This window comes from Pseudomonas sp. PD9R (assembly GCF_019200975.1).
Classification (GTDB): Bacteria; Pseudomonadota; Gammaproteobacteria; order Pseudomonadales; family Pseudomonadaceae; genus Aquipseudomonas.
The window spans coordinates 146362-171282 of sequence record NZ_JAHTMR010000011.1; the positions used below are offsets into that span (position 1 = coordinate 146362).

Below are 24921 nucleotides of genomic sequence, written 5' to 3' on the forward strand. Positions count from 1 at the left end.
AGGTGTTCATATCCATGTAGGAGCTGCCGCAGGCTGCGATCTTTTGATTTTCAGATAGGTAAATGCCCCAACGGCAACGCTCCCGGCGTCTTCACCGTATGAATCGCAAAGTTGCTGCGGATATCACTCACCCCCGGCAACTTCAATAACCGACCGGTGAGAAATCGGTCATAGGCGCGCAGGTCCGGCACCACCACCTGCAATAAAAAATCCGATTCCCCAGACACCAGAAACGCCGAAATCACCTCGGGCAATGCCGTCACCGCAAGGCGAAAAGACTCTGCCTGCTCGTCGTTATGACGCTCGACCTTCACCCCGACAAATACCGTCAGCCCAAGCCCGACTTCGTCGCGATCCAGATTGGCCTGATAGCCGCGAATTACCCCGGCTTCTTCGAGCATCCGTACCCGTCGCAAACAGGGCGACGCAGACAGACCGATCTCGTCAGCCAGTTGCACATTACTCAAGCGACCATCCCGTTGTAGCGCGGCGAGGATTTTGCGGTCATAGGCATCCAGTTTCATGCTTTGGTAGATCCCAATGGTTTAACTGTCATCGAGTAGCAGGTTATGCCAAGACAAGACGATTTAGAAGCCAACTACGCAAACACCTGCCCTGCCCCTGCGCCCTAGACTGGCCGTACCGAATCGACAACGAATGGGGTGCAACATGACGGGACTCTGGCTGTTTTTCATGGCGCTGGCAGTGGTTTATCTGTTGCCGGGTCCCGACATGATCCTGCTGTTGCAAACCGGTGCCCGTCAGGGCAAAGGGGCTGCGTTGGCCACGGCGGTGGGGTTGGCCATTGCCCGTGGCTGCCATGTGGCGCTGGCAGCGTTGGGGTTGGCGGCACTGTTCAAGGCTGCGCCCTGGACCTTCGACGTCGTGCGCCTGGCGGGTGCCGCGTACCTGTTTTGGGTCGGCATCCAGTGCCTGCGCACAACCCTGCTGCCGAACCTGAACGGGACCGATTTAACGACCGATCAAGCATCCTGGCGCAACGCGGTCCAGCGCGGCTTGCTGACTAACCTGCTCAACCCCAAGGCGCTGCTGTTCTGCTCGGTCCTGCTGCCGCAGTTCATAAACCCGGACGCCGGGCCGGTGCTGGCGCAATTTGCGACCCTGGGCATGGTGCTGGTGGCCGTCGGATTGCTGTTCGACAGTGCCTATGCATTGGTCGGCGCTGCACTCGGTCGATGGCTGCAACGCAGTCCATCCGCCCAACGATTGCAGCAGTGGATATTTGGCAGCCTGTTGATCGGATTCGCCGTGCGGTTGACCTTCGTTCAACAGGCTTGAGCGTTACCGGGCCTTGCGGCGGCGGCGATTGATCAGCAACAACGCCGCTGCCGTGACCGCTATCACGCTGCCGTACTGCAACGGTTTCTTGTAAGGCCGTAATGCTGAACGCGCGGTGTCAGTAAACTGGGTGACATAGCGCTTGTTGGCGTTCTGGAAGTCGGGATATGGGCAATGATGACCGAAGTCCACCGCCCAATACACGTATGGGCCTTCCTTGACATAGCGTTGGTAAAAGGCACTTTCCTCTTCAAGACTGGAGTTCCACCCCGCCGCCGCACACAGCACCGCCGCAAATGCCTGACTCGTACGCGGCAAATTATCAGCAGCGCGGCTGGCCAATGAAGTTGCGACAAAACGATAGTGATAACGCTGATCCGGCTTAGCAACACTGACCTGTTGACGTTTCACTTCATCTTCGGCCACCAATGGCCCGACCTTAAGCTCGCTGTTTTCAAGGCTGTAGTTGCCACCGAACGTGGCGTAATCCGGGGCCATTTCATAGCCAAGAATGTCCATGCCCCAATCACGGGCCATCCAGGCTGAGTTGAACAAGGCTCCGGCGCGACGGGTCGGCCACCAGGTGGATGCCGCCTCTTGTCGCGACTGCCCGTACGCCCTGGCCTTGTTCTGCAACTCGACGTTGTCGAAATACGCGGGCGCTTCGTCGTAACGCTCCTCACGCAACAATCGCCGCCCCAACAAATTGCGCAGGCTTGCCGCCACTGGCAAAGGCACATAGTTGTCGCGATCCTGCTGACTGAGCGGCGGTGCCGGCACATGGGTGTCGACGTACTGCTTGAGTTCATCCAGCGTCAGCACGCGCTCGGCAACGGTGGCCGCGTCGAACCAATAGATGCCTTGGCTGCGATAGAGCTGATCGAAGGCTTGCAAGTAATCCCCGCGTTGCAGGGCCAGAATCGCGCTTTCACCTTCAACGCGACACTTGGGCTGAAGGGATTCATAGTCCCAGTCCGGTGTACGCCGCTCACCCCAGGACTCATTCTGCGGGAAGGCTTGGGCGGCCTTCGCATACGCCGCGGCCGCAGCGTTTTTATCGCCATCGCGCACCGCGAGTTTGGCCCGCAGCCACCAGGCCAGCCCGCCATTGCCAGCGTGTTCAAGGAACGCCTTGGCGCTGGTGTAATCACCCTGTTGATAATTCACTGCCGCCAGGCGATCAGCGTTATCGAGACTCCCGCGCGTGCTGCTTTGCAGAAGTTTGATCAGCTTTTCCTGGTTAGGCGGTTGATCGCCGAATGACCAGCCCAGCCGGCTGATCAGCGAAGCGGTTACCAGTTGTTGCACCGGTTTTCCCTTAAGCAGCTCGGTCAATTGTTCCTCAGGCATTGCCGCCAGATCGGCCATCAGCAGCTTCAGCGAGGTATAGCCGACTGCCGAGCCGTGGAGATTTTGCGTGGCATAGAGTTCGATGGCGTTGTTCCAGTCACCTGCGGTACGTGCCACGCGGGCCTCTTCACCGAGGCTGGCGACACCCAGTTCCAGTGGGTCGCTGAAGCCGTCGATGCTCAGTTGCCGGGTTTGTTCAAAGGCTTGGCGAGACTGTGCCAACACGTCTGGGCCCGCGTCCGCCTGCGAGCTCATGGCAAACAACGCCCGCCCCAACGAGTAGGCAGCCCAGGTGCTTCGCAACGCTCTTTGTTCAGCCGGCAGCGCCAGCACTTTGCGGAAATACTCCGCAGCCAAACCGTGATCACCGCCACTGAACGCCACGGCACCGGCCAGATAGAGCCTGATCTCGGCGGGTAAACTCGCGCCTTGCGCTTCGACCTGACGGGCATCGTTCAAGCCGCGAAGCTGTTTCACCAGCGCCTGCTGCTCGGCGCTCAAGCCGGTTTGTTCCGACTGGCTGCGCTGTTCCGCATAGTCGGTCGCTTCCATGCTGTAGGCGGTTTGCGCAACGCTCTTCAACCCGGCAACCGCATGTCCGAGGCGGCTCACCTCGAAGTTGAAGTTGCCTTCCGGCAGCTCGGCCAGCGACTGACCTCGGTTGTCCAGCAGGCGCATGGGGAAATCCGGCCCGCACGCCAACGCCGAACCCAGCGGCAAGCTGAGGCTCAGGCAGAGCAGATGACGCGGCCAGTTACGGGTGAACATTCGAACCTCCTTGATCAATTTTTGCGCAGCGTGCCCAACCGATAGCGCGCTGTCCGCCGGCCGCTATTCGACCGTCGCGCAGGCGGGTGAAGGTAAGCAGATCCGGGCCCTGTTGCAACGTATAACCGGCCAGCGCATCAGCCCCTTCACAACCCTGCACAAGCAGCGTCAGGCGCTCGGGCCAGGCGCTGTCGAGGTTGCCTTCATTGCGAATGCCGATGTCATAGAGGCCGTCCTGCGCCGAGAGTTTCAGCACCAGCCGACTGTCGAGGACATCCCCGCGAGCCACCGCTCGCAGGGTAGGCAGGCTCCAGGCCCTTCGATCATCGGCCAGTGGCAGGCGAAACCAGATCAGGCCAGCCAGGTGAGGCGGTGGTTCTACGCGTAACTCGGCACCGAGGTTACTCAGTTGTCGTGGATCGGCCAGCAATTCCTGACGCTCGCCGTCACGCTCGACGCGCACTTCGCTTTCCACGACAGGCGCACCGCTGGCGCTCGGTAACAACGCTACGCCATAAGCCGGCAGTGCCAGGTAAAAGGGTTTTGAAGTGATGCGACTCCAGGCCTTGACCCAATTCCGAGCTTGCGCCGGATCAAACAAGCCGCGACGCGGATCGCTCACCGCGTGCACCTGCAACACGCTGCTGTCGACTGTGGATAACAACGCGGGCAGTTCGGCACTGTCGAGCCAGGACGGCAAAGCGGTGATGCTCAACGGCAACGTGGATGACAACGCCAAGCGCAAATGCCTGAGAAATTCGCGGTAGGCCGGTAGCCGTGCGTTACCCGCGTCGTGGTCGATTTCCACCCCTGCGAGGGTTAGCCCCTGAGCTTGCCAATCGCCGATCAGCTGCTGAATTTGCGCCGTCGCTTCGTCCTCATCCAACGAATTGAGTTGGCCATCCAGGCGAATCACCGCAATCAGAGGCCGACCATCACGCTTGAGCAACGCCGGATCGATCCGCGCCCGATTCCATCCCACCTGAGGGAAGGCCTGCAACGCGAGAACGCGCAGTGTCGAAAAGTCCGCGCGACTATCCCGCAGCGCAGCGTCGTGGGCTGGGGTCCATTGCCGTTGCCAGACGTAGAGTTGTTGATCGAGCGGCGGCGCGGTCTCTGGTTTGCAACCATTTAGCAGCGCCAGCGCCGTCATCACGACCAACAAGCGTGTGAGTGAAACCATGAAAATGCCAATTCCTGAAATGCAGAAAGGGCCTTTCTCGGCCCTTTTTCGTTCTGCGTCTTACCCTACTCAGCCAACGACCGGTGAGCAATGCTGGCCGGCAAGGATCCTTCAGATATCAAGGACCAAAGGCTGCGTCCCCTGAGCCGGAATTGCACAGCAAATCAGCACATGTCCTTCGCCCGGTAATTCCGCCGGGGGCTGTGGATAGTTCACCTGGCCGCTGATAAGACGGGTTTTACAGGTACCGCAGGAACCACCACGGCAGCTGAATTCCGGATGCAAACCACGGCTTTCCGCCAGTTCCAACAGACTGCCGCCATCGGGTTGCCAGCGAGCCTCTTTGGCCGAACGTTGGAATACCACGGGCACAGAGGTGGAAGCGGCTGGCGGTTGCTCGATAACGATGGCGTCGGGGTCTGGTTGCCGGCGCAAAGTCGACGGCCCAAACGTTTCTGCATGAATGCGTACATCACGGATATCCAACTCGCGCAGACCGTCGTACATCGCCTGAGTAAAACTGCCGGGGCCACACAGGACAAAATCCAGCTGATCGTAGTCTTCGACTTCCAGCAAATCCTTGAGCAGCGCGACGTCGATCCGCCCGGTCAAATCAAAATCTTCGCCTTCCCGTGCCTCTGGCTCCGGTTGACTGAGCAGGCGAACTACCCTGACTGCGTCACCGGCATCCTCGAGCAAGCGATCCAGCTCGGGACGAAATACTTGATCAGCCAATGTTCGCGAGCTCTGCAAGAACCAGGTCGGCCGAATATGCCGGGTGCGCAAACCCTGATACACCACCTCGCGCAGCATCGACAGCAGCGGCGTAATGCCGACCCCGGCAGCCAGCAACACCAGTGGCCGACGCTCATGGGGCGCCACGGTGAAATGCCCTTGAGGAGCACGTGCTTCCAGCAGATCACCAACGTGAAGCTGTTCGTGTAAGTGCGACGAAACTCGGCCATCACGCTTCACGCTGATGCGGAAAAAATCATCGGACGGTGCACTCGACAGACTGTAAGTGCGGATATGTATTTCGCCGTCAATGTTGAACCGCAGCGGCAAATGCTGCCCGGCTTGGAACAACGGCAACCCGGCACCGTCAGCGGGCTCTAGATAGATTGAGCGAATGTTGTGGCTCTGCGCTTCGATGCGCACGACTCGCAGCGGCCGCCAACTGTCGCCCAGAGCCTGCGCTTGCAGACGGGCATTGGTTTGCGTCCATGTACCGGTCAGCAAACTGGTGGGCGATACGCCGTCGAACCGCCATCGTAATGCAAGAGCAGCGGGCCGACGCACCATATGTTCCACGTGGAACGTCCACAGACGTTCAGCGCCCTGAAAGGCCTCAACTTGCGGACCGTCAAGAATTATTGCGGTACGACCGCTGAGGTGCAGCAAATCGCCCGAATTGAAATCGATGAACAGTAAACCGGCCCGGGGATTAACCAGCAAGTTACCCAACGTATTGAAAAAAAGATTGCCCGCAAAATCTGGAATGGTCAGGCGATTGCCTTCCACTTGAACGAACCCGCTCTGTCCGCCGCGATGGGAAACATCCACCGAACGTCCGCCCTCGACATCCACGTAACTGGCGACAAAGAAGGTGTCAGCCTCGGCGATCATGGCTTTCGCCGCATCGTCCAGCTCGCTGAAATGTTGCGCGGGCCGTGTGGCCGGGTCCGCCAGTGGCACTGAGCGAAACTGCCTTAATTGAATGTACTGCGGGCAGTTACCGTAGGACTGTTCCACCGTCACACCAAAGCCGCCTGCCGACACCGCGCCAACCCGGCCATTAATGCGATTGCGCCGCCGTGTGTGCAGTTCAATTCCCAGCAGGCCGATCGCGCCGCCATCGGTCAATTGTGCAGGATCGTCGACGCCAGGCAGGCTGCCAAATTGCAGAAGCCCCGGTTCCGGCGAGTGAACAAAGCCCGGCTGACCCTCCAACACGCTGGCCCAAGGATTCCCTTGCGCATCCACCGCGCCGAACAGCATGAACGGCAGTTGCTGATAGAACGTACGGTGCTGGTCCGGCATCTGGCTGCGAATCACCCTGCGACCAAGGACCTCCATTCGCTCGGCAACACCCACATGAGCCTGCAACTGTCTCTCGCCAGCATGCCACGGTGAACGATCCATTAAGGCTACTCCCCTGCGCAAAGTGCACAGCGTGAAAGGCCCGACAATGTCGGGCCGCAAGCATCAGGCAGTTTTTTGCAGACCGGCAACGGTGCGCGGCATGCCGACAAAACCTGGCAAGGCTTCAATCCGCGCCAGCCAGGCGCGGATGTTGGCGTAGTCATCCAGCGATACATTGCCTTCCGGTGCATGGGCGACGTAGCTGTAGGCCGCAACGTCGGCAATGGTCGGCTCGCTACCAGCCAGGTAAGTCGTATTAGCCAATTCCTGATCGATGACTTTGAGCACGGTGTGGGCGTAAGGGATCACTTCGTCAGCGTTGTAAGGCGCACCAAACACGGTAATCAGCCGGGCCCGGGCTGGGCCAAAGGCAATCGGCCCGGCAGCGACTGACAACCAACGCTGCACTTTCGCCGCCCCCACCGGATCGGCTGGCAGCCAGCGACCGTTGCCGTATTTTTGCGCCAGATAAACCAGGATCGCGTTGGAATCAGCCAGCACCACACCTTGATCATCAAGAACCGGAACTTGGCCAAACGCATTGAGTGCGAGAAAGTCAGGCTGCTTGTGCGCGCCCTTGGCCAGATCGACGAAGATCAGCTCAGTCGGCAGGTTCAACAGGGACAGCATCAGCTCGACACGGTGAGCGTGGCCCGAACGCGGGAAGTTGTATAGTTTGATGGCTTGCATGGTTGGCTCCGCGGTGAGTGGCGCTGCTCGGGAGAGAAGAGCACCGATGGCAGCCATCTTCTATCACCCGCCAAAACAACAGAATAACCAGTAAACGCAATCCATTATTTCAGCCAGTGAAACAACCCGTCAGCCCTGCAATGCCGGATGGTTCCGGAGCGCCTTCACCGCAAAATCGACAAAGCTGCGCACGCGCGCCGGGGCCTTGCGCCCGCCCTGATAGACCACATGGATGGGCAATGGCGGCATCTCGAAGTCAGCCAATATGATTTCCAACTCGCCCGCCGCGACCTTGCTTGCCACTTGATAAGACAGAACCCGGGTGAAACCCAAACCCAGTGCCGCAGCGGCAATGGCTGCCTGATTCGCTGTCACCACCAGTCGCGGCTCCGCTCGGACGCTCAGCGGTTCATCACCTTCAAGGAATGGCCAACTTTTGAGTTGACCAATCGAGGACGTCGCGATGATCGGCGCCTGAGCCAACGCTTGCGGATGGGTTGGCCGACCCTGGGTGGCCAGAAACTGCGGCGACGCGCAAATCACCCGCCGAACTTCGCCGACGCGGATAGCATGTTGATTGCTATCGGGAAGCTCACCAATACGCACGGCCACGTCAACGCCCTCCTCCACCACGCTCACCACCCGGTCGACCAACAATGCATTGATCGTGACGTCTGGAAATTGCGTCAGAAAACTCACCATCAGCGGCGTGACGAACAACTCACCAAACAAAACCGGCGCGGTAATCGTCAGTTGCCCACGGGGTTGGGCGTGACTGCCCGCTGCCGAATCCTCGGCTTCCTGCACTTCGGCGAGAATTCTCCGACAGTCTTCAAGATAACGTTGACCCGCCTCGCTCAGATTCACACTGCGCGTGGTGCGCGTGAGCAGTTGCGTGCCGATGCGCTGCTCCAGCGCTGCGACCGCACGGGTGACGCTGGCTGCCGACATACCCAAGCGCCGAGCGGCAGCGGAAAAGCCCTGCTCTTGGGCAACAGCGGCGAAGACCTGCATTTCCTGGAAGCGGTCCATGGAGTTCACCTCGCTCAAATCAAAAGATCGCAGCCTGCAGCAGCTCCTACACGTGTACGTCGATCCTCTGTAGGAGCTGCCGAAGGCTGCGATCTTTTAGCTATTGCGCTATCTGTGGATAACTTATTCCACAGTCACCGATTTAGCCAGGTTACGCGGCTGGTCAACGTCCGTGCCCTTGAGCACGGCTACGTAGTACGACAGCAGTTGCAACGGAATCGTGTAGAGAATCGGCGAAAGAATGTCGTGGATGTGCGGCATCTGAACAACGTGAGTGCCTTCACCATTGGTCATGCCGGCCTTCTCGTCGGCGAAAACGATCAGCTCACCACCCCGGGCGCGGACTTCCTGAAGGTTGGACTTCAGCTTCTCCAGCAGCTCGTTGTTCGGCGCTACGGTAACCACCGGCATATCGTTATCCACAAGCGCCAACGGACCGTGTTTCAGCTCGCCAGCCGGATAAGCTTCGGCGTGGATGTAGGAGATTTCCTTGAGCTTGAGCGCCCCTTCCATCGCCACTGGGAACTGCGCGCCACGACCGAGGAACAGCGTGTGATTTTTCTCGGCGAACAGCTCGGCGATTTTTTCCACGGTGCTGTCCATGGCCAGTGCCTCGCCCAGTCGGGTCGGCAGGCGACGCAACTCTTCAACCAATGTGGCTTCAACGCCTTTGGCCAACGAACCGCGAACCTGACCGAGGGACAGGGTCAGTAACAGCAGGCCGACCAATTGCGTGGTAAAGGCTTTGGTCGAAGCCACGCCGATTTCACGACCGGCCTGGGTCAGCAGTGTCAGATCGGATTCACGTACCAGGGAACTGATGCCAACGTTGCAAATCGCCAGGCTGGCGAGGAAGCCCAGTTCCTTGGCGTTACGCAGCGCAGCCAGGGTGTCCGCGGTTTCGCCAGACTGGGAGATGGTCACGAACAAGGTATCAGGCTGCACGACTACCTTGCGGTAGCGGAACTCGCTGGCGACTTCGACCTGGCAAGGAATACCGGCCAGCTCTTCGAGCCAGTAGCGCGCAACCATGCCGGCGTGATAACTGGTACCGCAAGCAACGATCTGTACATTGCGCACTTTGGCGAACAGTTCGGCGGCTTGTGGACCGAAAGCCTGTACCAAAACACCGTTAGGGCTCAGGCGACCTTCGAGGGTGCGTTGCACCACAGCAGGTTGCTCGTGGATTTCCTTGAGCATGAAATGGCGGAATTCGCCTTTGTCAGCGGCTTCGGCGCCGTCGCGGTACTGCACGGCTTCACGCTCGACAGCCTTGCCGTCAACATCCCAGATCTGCACGCTGTCGCGACGAATTTCGGCGATATCGCCTTCTTCGAGGTACATGAAGCGGTCGGTGACCTGACGCAGGGCCAACTGGTCGGACGCAAGGAAGTTTTCACCCAGCCCCAGACCGATCACCAGCGGGCTGCCACTACGGGCCGCTACCAGGCGATCCGGCTGCTGACCACTGATGACCGCCAAGCCGTAGGCGCCATGCAGTTCTTTGACTGTCGCCTTGAGGGCTACGGTCAGGTCGCGCATATCCTTGAGCTTATGGTTCAACAAGTGCGCGATAACTTCAGTGTCCGTGTCCGAAGTGAACACATAACCCAGCGCCTTGAGCTGTTCGCGCAGGGCTTCGTGGTTTTCGATAATGCCGTTGTGCACCACCGCCAGATCACCGGAAAAATGCGGGTGTGCATTGCGCTCGCACGGCGCACCGTGGGTCGCCCAACGGGTGTGGGCGATACCCAGACGACCGACCAGCGGCGCTTCGACCAACGCCAGTTCCAGCTCACTGACTTTCCCCGGGCGACGCATGCGCTCAAGTTTTTCGTCATTGGTATAGACCGCCACGCCAGCGCTGTCATACCCACGGTATTCCAAACGCTTGAGGCCCTCGACCAGGATGGCGGTGATGTTACGTTCTGCTACTGCGCCGACAATGCCACACATGCTATTTCTCCTGACTGATAGCCGCGCAAATCAACGTGATGCCGCGGGCCTGAATCTGATCCCGTGCCTCAAGCGGCAGGCGATCATCGGTAATAAGGGTATGGACGCTGCTCCAGGGCAGCTCCAGGTTGGGGATCTTGCGACCGATCTTGTCGGCCTCAACCATGACTACTACTTCGCGGGCGACTTCGGCCATGACTCGGCTTAGCCCCAGCAGTTCGTTGAAGGTGGTCGTACCGCGAACCAGATCAATGCCATCGGCACCGATAAACAATTGATCAAAGTCGTAGGAGCGCAGTACCTGCTCTGCTACCTGCCCCTGGAAGGACTCGGAGTGCGGGTCCCACGTACCGCCTGTCATTAACAGCACCGGTTCATGTTCAAGTTCGCTCAAAGCGTTGGCGACATGCAGGGAATTGGTCATCACTACCAGGCCCGGCTGTTGACCGAGCTCGGGAATCATCGAAGCGGTGGTGCTACCACTGTCGATGATGATGCGCGCATGTTCGCGGATTCGCGTCACTGCAGCGCGGGCGATGGCCTGCTTGTATTTGGACACCGGTTGGCCGAGATCGGCTACCAGTTCCTGAGGCATGGTGATTGCGCCGCCATAACGACGCAGCAGCAGACCATTACTTTCCAGTGCCGCCAGATCCTTGCGAATCGTAACTTCGGACGTTTCGAAGCGCTTGGCCAGTTCATCCACACTGACTTCGCCCTGCTCAGTGAGCAAGGCGAGGATATTGTGACGACGTTGTGGAGTGTTGCGCTTCGACATGGCTTGGTAAGTTTCGATTCGAAAGATAGCGGAAGCAATCAAAACCTATCGGCGAAACTTCGTCAAGCGTGGGAGTTAAAAAGATCTGTGGATAACCCTGTAGGAGCAGACGCAGGCTTCGATCTTTTGACTTTGATTCTTCAAGATCAAGAGATCGCAGTCTGCGCCAGCTCCTAACAGGGATTGTGGATAACTTATGGTTTTTTGATTTTCTCTGGCCGCTTCCAGCCATCGATATTCTTCTGCCGAGCCCGGCCGACTGCTAACTGTGATTTGTCCACAGTAGACGTGATTGTCGAACCGGCCGCGGTGGTTGCGCCGTCGAAGATATCCACAGGTGCTACCAACGAGTTGTTGGAGCCGATGAACACATCTTCACCTAGCACGGTTTTCCACTTGTTGGCGCCGTCGTAGTTGCAGGTGATGGTGCCGGCACCGATGTTGGTACGCGCGCCCACTTCGGCATCGCCCAGATAAGTCAGATGACCCGCCTTGGCGCCTTCGCCCAAATGAGCATTTTTCAGTTCAACAAAGTTACCCACATGCGCCCGGGCTTCCAGCACCGTGCCTGGACGCAACCGCGCGAACGGACCGGCATCGCTGCCTTCACCGAGAATCGCCCCGTCGATATGGCTGTTGGCCTTGATCACTACACCTTTGCGCAAGGTGCTGTCCTTGATCACGCAGTTCGGGCCGATCACCACGTCGTCCTCAATGACGACTTTGCCTTCGAGGATCACGTTGATATCGATCAGCACGTCACGACCGACGGTGACTTCACCGCGTACATCGAAACGGGCCGGGTCACGGAGGGTCACGCCCTGAGCCATCAAACGACGACCCGCGCGCAGCTGATAGTGACGCTCAAGCTCGGAAAGCTGCTTGCGGTCGTTGGCGCCCTGCACTTCCATGGCGTCGTGAGGTTGCTCGGTGGCCACCACCAGACCGTCGCTGACTGCCATGGCAATCACGTCGGTCAGGTAATACTCGCCCTGTGCATTGTTGTTGGAGAGTCGGCTCATCCAGCCACCAAGGCTTTCGAACGGCAGTGCGAGAATACCGGTGTTGCCTTCAGTGATTGCGCGCTCGGCTTCGTTGGCGTCTTTCTGCTCGACGATGGCGGTAACGTTGCCAGCCGCGTCACGCACAATTCGACCGTAACCGGTGGGGTCGTCGAGTTCGACAGTGAGCAAGCCCAACTGCTTCGCCGCCACCTTCTTGAGCAGGCGTTGCAGGGTTTCCACTTCAATCAACGGCACGTCACCGTAAAGAATCAGCACCGTGTCGGACTTGATGAAAGGAACAGCCTGGGCCACGGCATGACCGGTGCCCAGTTGTTTGTCCTGAAGGACGAAATTCAGATCGTCAGCGGCCAGACGCTCACGTACCGCTTCGGCACCATGGCCGATCACTACGTGGATGCGCTGTGGATCAAGTTGTCGGGCGCTGTGGATAACATGGCCAAGCATCGAGTTGCCGGCAATCGGGTGCAAGACTTTCGGCAAGGCCGAACGCATACGCGTGCCTTGGCCAGCAGCGAGAATAACGATTTCAAGAGACATGACTGGCTACCAATCCTGGGTGGTCAGCGGCTGTGACCAAAGTTATGAACGACGGAAAAGAAAAAAGGGTAGCCGAGGCTACCCTTTTTAATCAATCACACAACAAGCTTCGCCTTAGTGGCCGAACTTCTTGCGGATCTGCTGGACGGTGCGCAGCTGAGCTGCGGCCTCGGCCAGACGTGCGGCAGCGGAACCGTAATCGAATTCGGCGCCACGTTCGTGCAAGGCCTTCTCGGCAGCCTTAACGGCTTCCTGAGCAGAGGCTTCATCCAGGTCGGCAGCACGTTGCACGGTGTCGGCAAGAACCTTGACCATGTTCGGCTGAACCTCGAGGAAACCACCGGAGATGTAATACACCTCCTCTTCCCCGCCCTGCTTGACCAGGCGGATCGGACCTGGCTTCAGATTAGTGATCAGCGGCGCGTGACCCAGAGCGATACCAAGATCACCCAGTGCACCGTGCGCAATCACCATCTCGACCAGACCGGAAAAGATTTCCCCTTCCGCACTGACGATATCGCAATGGACTGTCATAGCCATCTGATTGCCTCAACCTAAATTAGCGCCCGTTGCCGGGCGCCGGGATTACAGTTTCTTGGCTTTCTCGATCGCTTCTTCGATGCCGCCAACCATGTAGAACGCTTGTTCTGGCAGGTGGTCGTAGTCACCGTTGAGGATGCCTTTGAAGCCAGCAATGGTGTCTTTCAGGGAAACGTATTTACCCGAAGCACCGGTGAAGACTTCAGCCACGAAGAACGGCTGCGACAAGAAACGCTGGATCTTACGAGCACGGTTTACCAACTGCTTGTCAGCTTCCGACAGCTCGTCCATACCCAGGATCGCAATGATGTCCTTCAATTCTTTGTAACGCTGCAGAACGTACTGAACGCCGCGAGCGGTGTCGTAGTGGTCCTGGCCGATTACGTTCGGGTCCAGCTGGCGCGAAGTCGAGTCGAGTGGATCGACCGCTGGGTAGATACCCAGGGAAGCGATGTCACGGGACAGAACGACGGTGGCGTCCAAGTGGGCGAAAGTGGTCGCTGGCGATGGGTCGGTCAAGTCATCCGCAGGTACGTATACCGCTTGGATCGAAGTGATCGAACCTTCCTTGGTCGAAGTGATACGTTCTTGCAGAACGCCCATCTCTTCAGCCAGGGTCGGCTGGTAACCTACTGCGGAAGGCATACGGCCCAGCAGTGCGGATACTTCAGTACCGGCCAGGGTGTAACGATAGATGTTGTCGACGAACAGCAGAACGTCGTTACCTTCGTCACGGAACTTCTCGGCCATGGTCAGGCCGGTCAGCGCTACGCGCAGACGGTTACCCGGCGGCTCGTTCATCTGACCGTAAACCAGTGCCACTTTGTCCAGAACGTTGGAATCCTTCATCTCGTGGTAGAAGTCGTTACCCTCACGAGTACGCTCACCCACACCGGCGAACACGGAATAACCGCTGTGCTCGATGGCGATGTTACGGATCAGTTCCATCATGTTTACGGTTTTGCCTACACCGGCACCACCGAACAGACCGACTTTACCGCCTTTGGCAAACGGGCAAACCAGGTCGATAACCTTGATGCCGGTTTCCAGCAGGTCGTTGCCGCCTGCTTGTTCAGCGAACGAAGGCGCTGGACGGTGAATGCCCCAACGTTCTTCAGTGTCGATCGGGCCAGCTTCGTCGATTGGGTTACCCAGGACGTCCATGATCCGGCCCAGCGTCGCTTTACCGACCGGTACGGAGATGGCTGCGCCAGAGTCGGTAACTTCCAGACCGCGCTTCAAGCCCTCGGTGGAACCCATCGCAATGGTACGAACCACGCCGTCGCCCAGCTGCTGCTGAACTTCCAGAGTGGTGCCGGCATCGCTGATTACTTTCAAAGCGTTGTAGATGCTCGGTACGCTGTCGCGTGGAAATTCCACGTCGATAACGGCGCCGATGATTTGAACGATACGTCCGCTACTCATAGCTGGATCCTCTGAATATTTGAACCGTTAAACCGCGGCAGCGCCGCCGACGATTTCCGAGATCTCTTGGGTGATCGCAGCCTGACGCGCCTTGTTGTAGACCAGCTGCAAATCGCTGATCAAATCACCGGCGTTGTCGGTAGCGTTCTTCATCGCGATCATCCGCGCAGCTTGTTCAGCCGCGTTGTTCTCGACCACCGCCTGGTAGACCTGCGACTCAACGTAGCGGACCATCAAGCCGTCAAGCAGCTCTTTGGCATCCGGTTCGTAGAGATAGTCCCAGTGGTGCTTGAGGTCTTGATCCGGGGTTGCCACCAGTGGAATCAACTGCTCCACGGTAGGCTGTTGCGTCATGGTGTTGATGAACTTGTTGGACACCACGGACAGGCGGTCAATACGGCCGTCCAGGTAGGCATCCAGCATCACCTTGACGCTGCCGATCAAGTCATTGATCGACGGCTCTTCACCCAGGTGGCTGATAGCTGCTACGACGTTGCCGCCGAAGTTACGGAAAAAGGCCGCACCCTTGCTACCGACTACACACAGATCAATCTCGACGCCGTTTTCGCGGTTTACCGCCATGTCCTTGACCAGGGCCTTGAACAGGTTGGTGTTCAAGCCACCGCACAAACCACGGTCACTGCTCACTACGACGTAACCAACACGCTTGATTTCGCGGTCGATCATGAACGGGTGGCGGTATTCCGGGTTGGCGTTGGCCAGATGCCCAATAACCTGGCGGATGCGCTCCGCATAAGGGCGGCTAGCAGCCATGCGCATTTGTGCCTTGCGCATTTTGCTGACCGCCACTTTTTCCATGGCGCTGGTAATTTTTTGCGTGCTTTTGATGCTCGCAATCTTACTGCGAATCTCTTTTGCGCCTGCCATGTAACACCTATCAGGTTAGCAAGCGGGAGCCTTGCGGCTCCCGCTGCGGCTTACCAGGTTTGGGTGGCCTTGAACTTCTCGATGCCGGCTTTCATGCCTGCGTCGATATCGTCATTGAAGTCACCCTTCACGTTGATCTTCGCCATCAATTCGGCGTGATCGCGGTTGAAGTAAGAGATCAGCGCTTGTTCGAAGCTGCCGATCTTGGCGATTTCAACATCAGTCAGGAACCCACGCTCAGCGGCATACAGCGACAGCGCCATGTCAGCGATCGACATTGGAGCGTATTGCTTCTGCTTCATCAGCTCGGTAACGCGCTGACCATGCTCAAGTTGCTTACGGGTCGCTTCGTCCAGGTCAGAAGCGAACTGGGCGAATGCGGCCAATTCACGGTACTGAGCCAGAGCGGTACGGATACCACCGGAGAGCTTCTTGATGATCTTGGTCTGAGCGGCACCACCCACACGGGATACCGAAACACCGGCGTTCACAGCAGGACGGATCCCGGAGTTGAACATGGCCGATTCCAGGAAGATCTGACCGTCGGTGATGGAAATCACGTTGGTCGGAACGAACGCGGAAACGTCGCCAGCCTGGGTTTCGATGATCGGCAGTGCGGTCAGGGAACCGGTTTTGCCGGTCACTGCGCCGTTGGTGAACTTCTCTACGTATTCTTCCGAAACGCGGGATGCGCGCTCCAGCAGACGGGAGTGGAGATAGAACACGTCGCCTGGGTAAGCTTCACGGCCTGGTGGACGGCGCAGCAGCAGGGAAATCTGGCGGTAAGCCACTGCTTGCTTGGACAGATCGTCATAAACGATCAGCGCGTCTTCACCGCGGTCGCGGAAGTATTCGCCCATGGTGCAACCGGAGTACGGTGCCAGGAATTGCAGCGCAGGAGATTCCGAAGCACTGGCAGCCACGATGATCGTGTTAGCCAGGGCGCCGTTTTCTTCCAGCTTGCGAACAACGTTGGCAATGGTCGATTGTTTCTGACCGATTGCTACGTATACGCAGAAAATGCCGCTGTCTTTCTGGTTGATGATCGCGTCGATCGCCAGAGCGGTTTTACCGATCTGACGGTCACCGATGATCAGCTCACGCTGACCACGGCCGACAGGGATCATGGCATCGACAGCCTTGTAGCCAGTCTGTACAGGCTGGTCTACCGACTTACGCCAGATCACGCCTGGAGCAACTTTCTCGACCGCGTCGGTCTCGGTGTTGTTCAGCGGACCTTTGCCGTCAACTGGGTTACCCAGTGCGTCGACAACGCGACCCAGCAGTTCCTTACCAACCGGAACTTCGAGGATGCGGCCAGTGCACTTGGCGCTCATGCCTTCAGCCAGAGACTGGTAAGCGCCCAATACAACGGCACCTACGGAGTCTTGCTCCAGGTTGAGGGCCATACCGTAGACGCCGCCCGGAAACTCGATCATTTCGCCGTACATTACGTCGGCCAGACCGTGAATCCGCACGATGCCGTCAGATACGCTGACGACAGTGCCTTCGTTACGGGCTTGGGAGGTCACATCGAGCTTGTCGATGCGGCCCTTGATAATTTCACTTATTTCGGAAGGATTGAGTTGCTGCATTGCTCTGCTGCCCCTTCAAACTCAAGATTTCAATGCTTCGGCAAGTTTCGCGATTTTGCCGCGAATCGAGCCATCGATAACCAGGTCGCCGGCGCGGATGACAACGCCCCCAATAAGGGATTTGTCTTCCTCGACTTGCAGGCGCACTTCCCGGTTGAGTCGTGCACTGAGAACCTTGGCGAGTTTGTCTTGCTGTTCTTGGTTCAATGCAAAAGCACTGGTCACTTCAACGTCTACCGACTTCTCTTGCTCGGCCTTGTACAGGTCGAACAGAGCGGCGATCTCCGGCAACAGCGGGAGACGGTCGTTTTCGGCAACGACATTGATGAAGTTCTGTGCCTTCACATCAAACTTGTCGCCGCACACGTCAATAAACGTGGCGGCCTTTTCTGCGCTCGTCAGTCGCGGGGCCTTGAGCACGCGCTGCATGGTGCCGTCTTGCGACACCGCTGCAGCCAGGCCGAGCATGGCTGACCAATTGGCCAGTTGCTGGTGGGCCTGAGCGTGCTCGAAGGCCGCCTTAGCGTAAGGTCGGGCCAACGTGGTCAGTTCTGCCATGATCGCCCTCGCTTAGATTTCAGCAGCCAGTTGGTTAACCAGCTCTGCGTGCGCGTTTTGATCGATTGTGGCACCCAGGATCTTCGCAGCACCGCCAACGGCCAGGCTACCCACTTGGGCGCGCAGCGCGTCTTTGACGCTATTCAGTTCCTGTTCGATCTCGGCCTGAGCCTGAACCTTCACACGGTCAGCGTCGATACGGGCTTTTTCAACAGCCTCTTCAACGATCTGGTTACCGCGTTTCTTGGCTTGCTCGATGATTTCAGCTGCCTGAGCTTTCGCTTCGCGCAGTTGTTGACCCGCTTTCTCTTGGGCCAACTCCAGGTCGCGAGCTGCTCGGCTGGCAGCGTCCAGTCCATCCGCGATCTTCTTTTGACGTTCGTGCAGAGCCGCGATGACCGGAGGCCATACGAACTTCATGCAGAACAGTACAAAAATCAGGAACGCAACGGACTGGCCAATCAGGGTCGCATTAATGTTCACGCCAACACCTCGCAGTTTCGTTGTCCATCACATCCAATTACCCGGAAGATCCGAGTAATTAGCCAGCGATCTGACCAACGAACGGGTTCGCAAAGGTGAAGAACAGAGCGATACCAACACCGATCATGGTTACGGCGTCGAGCAGACCGGCAACGATGAACATTTTAACTTGCAGCATTGGAACCATTTCTGGCTGACGCGCTGCGCCTTCCAGGAACTTGCCGCCCAGCAGGCCGAAACCAATTGCGGTACCCAGTGCGCCCAGGCCGATCAACAGTGCAACAGCGATAGCGGTTAGACCAACTACAGTTTCCATCTTTCCTCCCGACTTTTACGTCGTATGGTTTAGGTTTTTTAGATTAAAGCGGTAAAACAAATCGTTTCAGATGCCCCGTAAGGAGCCCCTTCCCGTTTGACCGGGAAGGACATCAGACTAGTCGAGACTGGTCTTAATGGTTTTCTTCGTGCGCCATCGACAGGTAAACGATGGTCAGCATCATGAAGATGAACGCCTGCAGCGTGATGATCAGGATGTGGAACACAGCCCACGCCCACTGCAGAACTACGCCCAGGCCACTAAGCCAGAGCAGACCGCTGCCGAACATCACGGCGATCAGAATGAACACCAGCTCGCCGGCATACATGTTGCCGAACAGACGCAGAGCCAGGGAGATCGGCTTGGCGATCAGGGTGACGAATTCCAGCAGGAAGTTCACCGGGATCAGCAGGGCCTGAACGAAGATGTTCTTGCTGCCGAACGGGTGCAGGGTCAGTTCGCCGATGAAGCCGCCGATGCCCTTGACCTTGATGCTGTAGAAAATGATCAGTGCGAAAACCGAGAGCGCCATGCCCAGCGTCGCGTTCGGGTCGGTAGTCGACACGGCGCGGAACGGGATGTGGTGGTCGCCGGAGATCAGGATGGCCAGTTGAGGAATCCAATCGACCGGTACCAGGTCGACGGCGTTCATCAGAAACACCCAGACGAAGATGGTCAGTGCCAGCGGTGCAATCACCGGGCTACGGCCATGGAAGCTGTCTTTCACGCTGCCATCGACGAATTCGACCAAAACTTCAACGAAGTTCTGCAAAGCACCTGGCTGACCGGAAGTCGCCTTCTTCGCCGCCATGCGGAAAAGCAGAACGAAGATCAGACCCAATGCGACCGACCAGCCGAGGGTATCGACGTGGAAAGCCCAGAAGCCCATTTCTTTGGCTTCTGCTGCGGTGTGCGCAAAGCCCCATCCGCCGTTAGGAAGATGCCCGAAGGTCAGGTTCTGCAAGTGGTGCTGGATATAGCCCGAAGCGGTTGTTTCTGCCATGGTTGCCTCAAACGCCCTAAGGTCTCGAAAGTCTTGTTCTCATCAGCAGGGGCGAAAACCAGCTGACCAGTTGGGTCAACACGAAGACGCCGAATACAGCTAGCGGCGCCAATGGCTTTACACCTGCAAACGTCAATGCAAAGAGCAGTGCCGTCAAAATCAGTTTGCCCGCCTCGCCAGCATAAAAAGACCGGACGATGGCTTGAGCTGCTCGGGCGCCGGAAAACCGAAATGCCCTGTGAGCGAAATAAACATTGGGAAGCAAGGCTATCAGGCCTCCGCAAAGTCCTGAGTACCCGGCAACGACTCCGTATCGTTGCCAGAGCGCCAAAGCGGCAATCAGCAACACGACAAATTGAGCCATCAACACCGGAAAAACTGCCAGACGATGGAACGGCAAGCGGTTTGGCGTGCGGGTTTCCATCAAATTGCTCTCCAATGGTCGGCTGCCGAAATTCAACAACTTGGCATAATTTGTGCCGACAAAATGCGCGCAGAGTATAGGGGCGGTTCAGCCCCTATTCAACTATCAGGTAGTGATTTCCGACTGCGCGCTACATGAGGAAATGTTTCAACGGATATGAGCGAGTACACCTTGTAGCTCATCCAGAGAGTTGTAGCCAATCACCAACTGCCCTTTACCCTTCTTACCGTGGCGAATCTGCACCGCAGAGCCTAGGCGCTCGGCCAGACGCTGTTCCAACCGGGCGATATCCGGGTCCGGTTTTGGTGCTTCCACAGGCTCCGGTTTGCCACTCAACCACTGGCGAACCAGTGCCTCAGTTTGGCGCACTGTCAGCCCGCGTGCGACAACATGTCGCGCCCCTTCAACCTGTTGATTATCCGGCAAACCGAGCAACGCTCGGGCATGACCCATTTCCAGGTCGCCGTGGGACAGCATGGTCTTGATGACTTCCGGCAACGAAATCAGGCGCAGCAGGTTGGCCACGGTCACCCGGGATTTACCCACAGCTTCAGCCACTTGTTGCTGGGTCAGCTGGAATTCCTGCTGAAGACGCTGAAGGGCTACCGCTTCTTCGATCGGATTGAGGTCTTCGCGCTGAATGTTTTCGATCAGCGCGATTGCGATCGCCGTTTCATCCGGTACATCGCGAACCATTGCAGGAATGGTTTCCTGCCCGGCCTGCTGACTGGCGCGCCAGCGGCGTTCACCGGCGATGATTTCGAACCGGCCGCTGCCGATTGGGCGAACCACAATCGGCTGCATCACCCCTTGGGCTCTGATCGACTGTGCCAGCTCTTCGAGTGCCTGAGGATCCATATCGCGGCGAGGCTGGTACTTGCCGCGCTGGAGTAAATCCAGCGGCAAGTGCTGAAGCTCACGCTGATCGGCCTGCGCCGCTTGTTCTTCCAGCGAGCTGACAGTCGGACCACTCAGCAGTGCATCCAGTCCACGTCCGAGACCTCGTTTCTTGACGGCCATGGGGATTCCTTAAGTTGGCTGGGCAGCGGCGATGCGTGAGTTTTTGCGTTGACGACGAACCATTTCGCCAGCCAGAGCCAGATAGGCAACGGCACCGCGCGATGACTTGTCGTACGCCAGCGCCGGCATGCCATAGCTCGGAGCTTCGGCCAGACGGATGTTGCGCGGAATCACGGTGTCGTAGAGCTGTTCGCCGAAGTGTTCCTTGAGCTGCGCCGAAACATCGTTCATCAGGCTCAGGCGCGGATCGTACATCGTGCGCAACAGGCCTTCGACCTTGAGGTTCGGGTTCAGCAGCTCTGCAATACGCTTGATGTTATCCACAAGGTCGCTCAAACCTTCGAGAGCGAAGTACTCGCACTGCATGGGGATAATGACCCCATCGGCCGCAACCAGCGCGTTCAATGTCAACATCGATAGCGACGGCGGGCAGTCGATCAAAATGTAATCGTAGTTTTCACGGATCGGCGCCAACGCACTGCGCAGGCGGCTTTCCTTCATCTGCATTTCCAGCAGAACCACTTCGGCGGCGGTCAGGTCGCGGTTGGCTGGCAACAACTGGTAACCACCGTGTTCGGAATAATGCATGGCCTGGGCCAGGTCACATTCACCGATCAGCAGGTCGTAGACCGAGTTTTCCAGGCCGTGTTTATCCACACCGCTACCCATGGTGGCGTTGCCTTGTGGATCGAGATCGATCAACAACACCCGGCGCTTGGTTGCCACCAGGGATGCTGCGAGGTTGATGCAGGTGGTGGTCTTGCCCACACCACCCTTTTGGTTCGCAATCGCGAATACCTTAGCCATTCTTGCTTGTGTTCCCAATCATGCCGTGCGGCGCAGTATCAGCAGATGGCGTTGGCCTTGGCAACCGGGTACGGCCAGGGCGTGTTCGCTATCGAGGTGGAAGTCTGCCGGCAATGCTACCAGCTCATCGGCGGGATGAACGCCCTTCATTGCCAGCCAACGTGTTTCGCTGTCGCCGAGGTGGCGAGTCCAGTTGCTGAAGTTCTCCATGCTGCTGAATGCCCGGGAAATGATCCCGTTGAATGGCTGAGCAGGCTGGAAAGCTTCGACGCGACTGTGGATAACTTGCAGGTTATCCAGTTTGAGTTCGAGTTTGACCTGGGTCAGGAAGCGGGTTTTCTTGCCGTTGCTGTCCAGACAGGTCACTTGGGACTCTGGAAACAGGATCGCCAACGGAATTCCCGGCATGCCGCCACCACTGCCCACATCGAGCCAGCGGCCATCTTCGATGAACGACATTACGCTCAGGCTATCGAGCAAGTGACGCGAAACCATTTCGTCCGGATCGCGCACGGCGGTCAGGTTGTAAGCCTTGTTCCATTTGATCAACAGGGCCAGATAACCCAGCAGCTGCGCGTGCTGGGTTTCTGTCAGTGTGACGCCGAGTTGACGAGCACCTGTGGATAACTCTTCGGCATGTTGCGAGGTGACCAACGAACTCAAGCGCTTTGCTCCAACTGACGGCCCGCGCCGCGTTTTTTCAAATGAATCATCAACAGCGAAATGGCTGCCGGTGTGACGCCCGGGATACGTGACGCCTGGCCCAGGGTTTCCGGACGGGTCGCACCGAGCTTGCTCTGGATCTCTTTGGAGAGTCCGGAAATATTTGTGTAATCGATATCCACAGGCAGTTTGGTGTCTTCGCTGGCCCGCAGACGAGCGATTTCATCCTGTTGGCGATCAATGTAGCCCGCGTACTTGGTCTTGATTTCGACCTGCTCGGCAACCTGTGGATCTTCTGCGCCCCCGCCTGTTACAGCGATCAGACCAGCGTAGTCGATTTCCGGACGGCTCAAGAGATTGAGCAAGTTGTATTCGTGAGTCAGCGGCGTACCGAACTTTTCGGAAATGGCATCGCCCTGCTCGGTGCCTGGGAGTACCCAGGTACTTTTCAAGCGTTGCTCTTCCTGCTCGATGCTTTCGCGTTTTTTGCTGAATGCTGCCCAACGCGCGTCGTCCACCAGACCCAGTTCTCGACCTTTTTCGGTCAAGCGCAGGTCGGCATTGTCTTCGCGCAGGATCAAGCGATATTCGGCACGGGACGTAAACATCCGATACGGCTCTTGAGTACCGAGCGTAATCAGGTCATCGACCAATACTCCGATGTACGCCTCATCGCGACGCGGACACCAGACATCTTTACCTTGGGCACGCAGTGCAGCGTTAGCCCCGGCGAGCAAACCCTGGGCACCGGCTTCTTCGTAACCGGTGGTGCCATTGATCTGGCCGGCGAAAAACAGACCGCCGATGACTTTGGTTTCCAGGCTGTATTTCAGGTCACGCGGATCGAAGTAGTCGTACTCGATGGCATAACCCGGACGAACGATGTGCGCGTTTTCCATGCCGCGGATCGATTGCACGATCTGCAACTGCACGTCGAACGGCAGGGATGTGGATATCCCGTTCGGGTACAGCTCGTTGGTCGTCAGCCCTTCCGGTTCGATGAATACTTGATGGCTATCCTTGTCGGCAAAGCGGTGGATCTTGTCTTCGATCGACGGGCAGTAACGCGGGCCGATACCTTCGATCACACCGGAGTACATCGGCGAACGATCAAGGTTCGCAGCAATGATTTCGTGGGTGCGAGCGTTGGTATGGGTAATCCAGCAGCTCACCTGTCGTGGATGTTGCTCTTTGGACCCCATGAACGACATCACCGGGATTGGCGTATCGCCTGCCTGCTCGGTCATCAACGAGAAATCCACAGAACGAGCGTCAATACGGGGTGGCGTCCCGGTTTTCAGGCGACCGACACGCAGCGGCAGTTCGCGTAAACGCTGAGCCAGGGCGATCGACGGTGGATCACCGGCACGTCCGCCGGAAAAATTCTGCATACCGATGTGGATAAGTCCACCGAGGAATGTACCTGTGGTCAAAACCACAGAGTCGGCCAGGAAACGCAGACCCATTTGGGTCACCACACCGCGTACTTGATCCTGCTCGACGATCAGATCGTCAGCAGCCTGCTGAAATATCCACAGGTTCGGCTGGTTTTCGAGGATTTCGCGGACAGCGGCCTTGTACAGAACCCGGTCAGCCTGTGCACGGGTTGCACGCACGGCGGGGCCTTTGCGGCTGTTCAATACGCGAAATTGAATTCCGCCTTTATCGGTAGCCATGGCCATCGCGCCGCCCAGGGCGTCAATTTCCTTGACCAGATGGCTTTTGCCAATGCCACCAATAGCGGGGTTGCAGCTCATGGCCCCGAGGGTTTCCACGTTATGCGTCAGCAACAGGGTTTTAACCCCCATACGTGCTGAGGCCAGTGCTGCCTCGGTACCGGCATGACCGCCGCCGATGACGATCACTTCAAAACGGGAAGGGAAATCCACCACGCACCTCGTGCCTGCTTAAGTAGGTAATTCAGGAATAGTTTGAGCTCAGGTTTTTGGACCTGGTCGACAAGTATAGGGACTTCGCCCTTCCTAAAGAACCCTTTGCACAAAATTTAACCAGCTGTGGAGAACTTGCGGTTATAGAAATTAAAAAGAAAGAAATTTATTAAATCTTTGTTTTTATGTTTATTTCTACTGAGCCACATTTCTGTGGATAGATTAATACAGGCCTTTATTTTCAATGTGTACAGAGATTTGAAACCCTGTGGTCATGTGCCAAGGAGGCCCTTGGATAACCGGTCTAAGCCTGTGGATTAAAGCAGTGGTTATCCACAGGGGTGGTTATTTTCAGTTTTCAGGCCCTGTTATCAACTGCCCTTAGTCGCGGTTATTCACAGGGCTTAATCCACAGAAAATCGCTTAGCGAACAAATTTTGGCCGCAGAAAATCCGCTCAAGCAGGAAAAATCTGCTCAGCACTTCGGGCCGCTTTCAGAAAAGGGGAGAACAGACAGGCACGAACGGCCTGTCTGCTGACAACGGGAGGA

At 57.5% G+C, this 24921-nt stretch carries 23 protein-coding genes; 1 reads left to right on the plus strand and 22 read right to left on the minus strand.

The annotated features are described in order from the left end of the window. Window positions 1-50: 50 nt before the first annotated feature. A complete protein-coding gene (locus KUF73_RS20890; RefSeq protein WP_218439927.1) occupies window positions 51-524 on the minus strand; it encodes an Lrp/AsnC family transcriptional regulator in 474 nt (157 codons plus the stop codon). A 145-nt stretch (window positions 525-669) separates the two neighbouring features. Between KUF73_RS20890 and KUF73_RS20895 the strand changes: the two genes are divergently transcribed. Continuing rightward, window positions 670-1299, plus strand: a complete 630-nt coding sequence (locus KUF73_RS20895; protein ID WP_218439928.1) for a LysE family translocator — start codon at window positions 670-672, stop codon at window positions 1297-1299. Between the two features lie 3 nt (window positions 1300-1302). Here the strand turns inward: KUF73_RS20895 and KUF73_RS20900 are convergent, their stop codons facing one another. The 21 genes from KUF73_RS20900 to mnmG all read right to left on the minus strand — a co-directional run bounded on the left by KUF73_RS20900 (window position 1303) and on the right by mnmG (window position 24371). After that, window positions 1303-3417, minus strand: a complete 2115-nt coding sequence (locus KUF73_RS20900; RefSeq protein WP_218439929.1) for a hypothetical protein — start codon at window positions 3415-3417, stop codon at window positions 1303-1305. Continuing rightward, window positions 3404-4600 carry a DUF3142 domain-containing protein gene (locus tag KUF73_RS20905; protein ID WP_218439930.1) on the minus strand — a complete coding sequence of 399 codons (1197 nt, stop codon included), beginning with the start codon at window positions 4598-4600 and terminating at the stop codon, window positions 3404-3406. Before KUF73_RS20905 ends, KUF73_RS20900 begins: the two co-directional genes overlap by 14 nt. 111 nt (window positions 4601-4711) lie before the next feature. Next, complete coding sequence (locus tag KUF73_RS20910) at window positions 4712-6742, minus strand: pyridoxamine 5'-phosphate oxidase family protein (RefSeq protein ID WP_218439931.1); 2031 nt, start codon at window positions 6740-6742, stop codon at window positions 4712-4714. A 63-nt stretch (window positions 6743-6805) separates the two neighbouring features. Continuing rightward, a complete protein-coding gene (locus KUF73_RS20915) occupies window positions 6806-7432 on the minus strand; it encodes a glutathione S-transferase family protein (RefSeq protein WP_218439932.1) in 627 nt (208 codons plus the stop codon). A gap of 129 nt (window positions 7433-7561) precedes the next feature. Next, the gene (locus KUF73_RS20920; protein ID WP_218439933.1) at window positions 7562-8464 is read right to left on the minus strand and encodes a LysR family transcriptional regulator; all 903 of its coding nucleotides are present in this window, start codon (window positions 8462-8464) and stop codon (window positions 7562-7564) included. Between the two features lie 123 nt (window positions 8465-8587). After that, complete coding sequence (gene glmS, locus KUF73_RS20925) at window positions 8588-10420, minus strand: glutamine--fructose-6-phosphate transaminase (isomerizing) (RefSeq protein WP_218439934.1); 1833 nt, start codon at window positions 10418-10420, stop codon at window positions 8588-8590. Window position 10421: 1 nt separating this feature from the next. Continuing rightward, window positions 10422-11198, minus strand: a complete 777-nt coding sequence (locus KUF73_RS20930) for a DeoR/GlpR family DNA-binding transcription regulator (RefSeq protein WP_218439935.1) — start codon at window positions 11196-11198, stop codon at window positions 10422-10424. A gap of 194 nt (window positions 11199-11392) precedes the next feature. Beyond that, window positions 11393-12760 (minus strand): bifunctional UDP-N-acetylglucosamine diphosphorylase/glucosamine-1-phosphate N-acetyltransferase GlmU, encoded by a 1368-nt coding sequence (glmU, locus tag KUF73_RS20935; protein WP_218439936.1) that lies wholly within the window; start codon window positions 12758-12760, stop codon window positions 11393-11395. A 114-nt stretch (window positions 12761-12874) separates the two neighbouring features. Next, window positions 12875-13300: a F0F1 ATP synthase subunit epsilon gene (locus tag KUF73_RS20940; RefSeq protein ID WP_007969909.1), complete on the minus strand. Its 426-nt coding sequence runs from the start codon at window positions 13298-13300 to the stop codon at window positions 12875-12877. A 45-nt stretch (window positions 13301-13345) separates the two neighbouring features. Continuing rightward, complete coding sequence (gene atpD / locus KUF73_RS20945; RefSeq protein ID WP_008084423.1) at window positions 13346-14725, minus strand: F0F1 ATP synthase subunit beta; 1380 nt, start codon at window positions 14723-14725, stop codon at window positions 13346-13348. Between the two features lie 27 nt (window positions 14726-14752). Next, window positions 14753-15613 carry a F0F1 ATP synthase subunit gamma gene (atpG, locus tag KUF73_RS20950; RefSeq protein WP_008045673.1) on the minus strand — a complete coding sequence of 287 codons (861 nt, stop codon included), beginning with the start codon at window positions 15611-15613 and terminating at the stop codon, window positions 14753-14755. A 50-nt stretch (window positions 15614-15663) separates the two neighbouring features. Further along, entirely contained in the window at window positions 15664-17208 is a 1545-nt protein-coding gene (gene atpA / locus KUF73_RS20955) for a F0F1 ATP synthase subunit alpha (protein ID WP_218439937.1), read from the minus strand. 21 nt (window positions 17209-17229) lie between these two features. After that, window positions 17230-17766 carry a F0F1 ATP synthase subunit delta gene (locus KUF73_RS20960; RefSeq protein ID WP_218439938.1) on the minus strand — a complete coding sequence of 179 codons (537 nt, stop codon included), beginning with the start codon at window positions 17764-17766 and terminating at the stop codon, window positions 17230-17232. Between the two features lie 12 nt (window positions 17767-17778). Next, the gene (locus KUF73_RS20965) at window positions 17779-18249 is read right to left on the minus strand and encodes a F0F1 ATP synthase subunit B (RefSeq protein ID WP_060540276.1); all 471 of its coding nucleotides are present in this window, start codon (window positions 18247-18249) and stop codon (window positions 17779-17781) included. Between the two features lie 58 nt (window positions 18250-18307). Next, entirely contained in the window at window positions 18308-18565 is a 258-nt protein-coding gene (atpE, locus tag KUF73_RS20970) for a F0F1 ATP synthase subunit C (protein ID WP_003097235.1), read from the minus strand. Between the two features lie 133 nt (window positions 18566-18698). Next, window positions 18699-19568 (minus strand): F0F1 ATP synthase subunit A, encoded by an 870-nt coding sequence (gene atpB, locus KUF73_RS20975; RefSeq protein WP_218439939.1) that lies wholly within the window; start codon window positions 19566-19568, stop codon window positions 18699-18701. A 16-nt stretch (window positions 19569-19584) separates the two neighbouring features. After that, on the minus strand, window positions 19585-19992 hold the full coding sequence (locus KUF73_RS20980; protein ID WP_218439940.1) for a F0F1 ATP synthase subunit I: 408 nt from the start codon (window positions 19990-19992) through the stop codon (window positions 19585-19587). 147 nt (window positions 19993-20139) lie between these two features. Then, entirely contained in the window at window positions 20140-21012 is an 873-nt protein-coding gene (locus KUF73_RS20985) for a ParB/RepB/Spo0J family partition protein (protein ID WP_218439941.1), read from the minus strand. 9 nt (window positions 21013-21021) lie between these two features. Beyond that, window positions 21022-21819 carry a ParA family protein gene (locus tag KUF73_RS20990; protein ID WP_218439942.1) on the minus strand — a complete coding sequence of 266 codons (798 nt, stop codon included), beginning with the start codon at window positions 21817-21819 and terminating at the stop codon, window positions 21022-21024. Between the two features lie 18 nt (window positions 21820-21837). Beyond that, entirely contained in the window at window positions 21838-22482 is a 645-nt protein-coding gene (gene rsmG / locus KUF73_RS20995; RefSeq protein WP_218439943.1) for a 16S rRNA (guanine(527)-N(7))-methyltransferase RsmG, read from the minus strand. Beyond that, window positions 22479-24371, minus strand: coding sequence for a tRNA uridine-5-carboxymethylaminomethyl(34) synthesis enzyme MnmG (gene mnmG / locus KUF73_RS21000; protein WP_218439944.1), 1893 nt, complete (start codon window positions 24369-24371; stop codon window positions 22479-22481). The genes rsmG and mnmG overlap by 4 nt, the downstream gene beginning before the upstream one ends. Window positions 24372-24921: the final 550 nt, after the last annotated feature.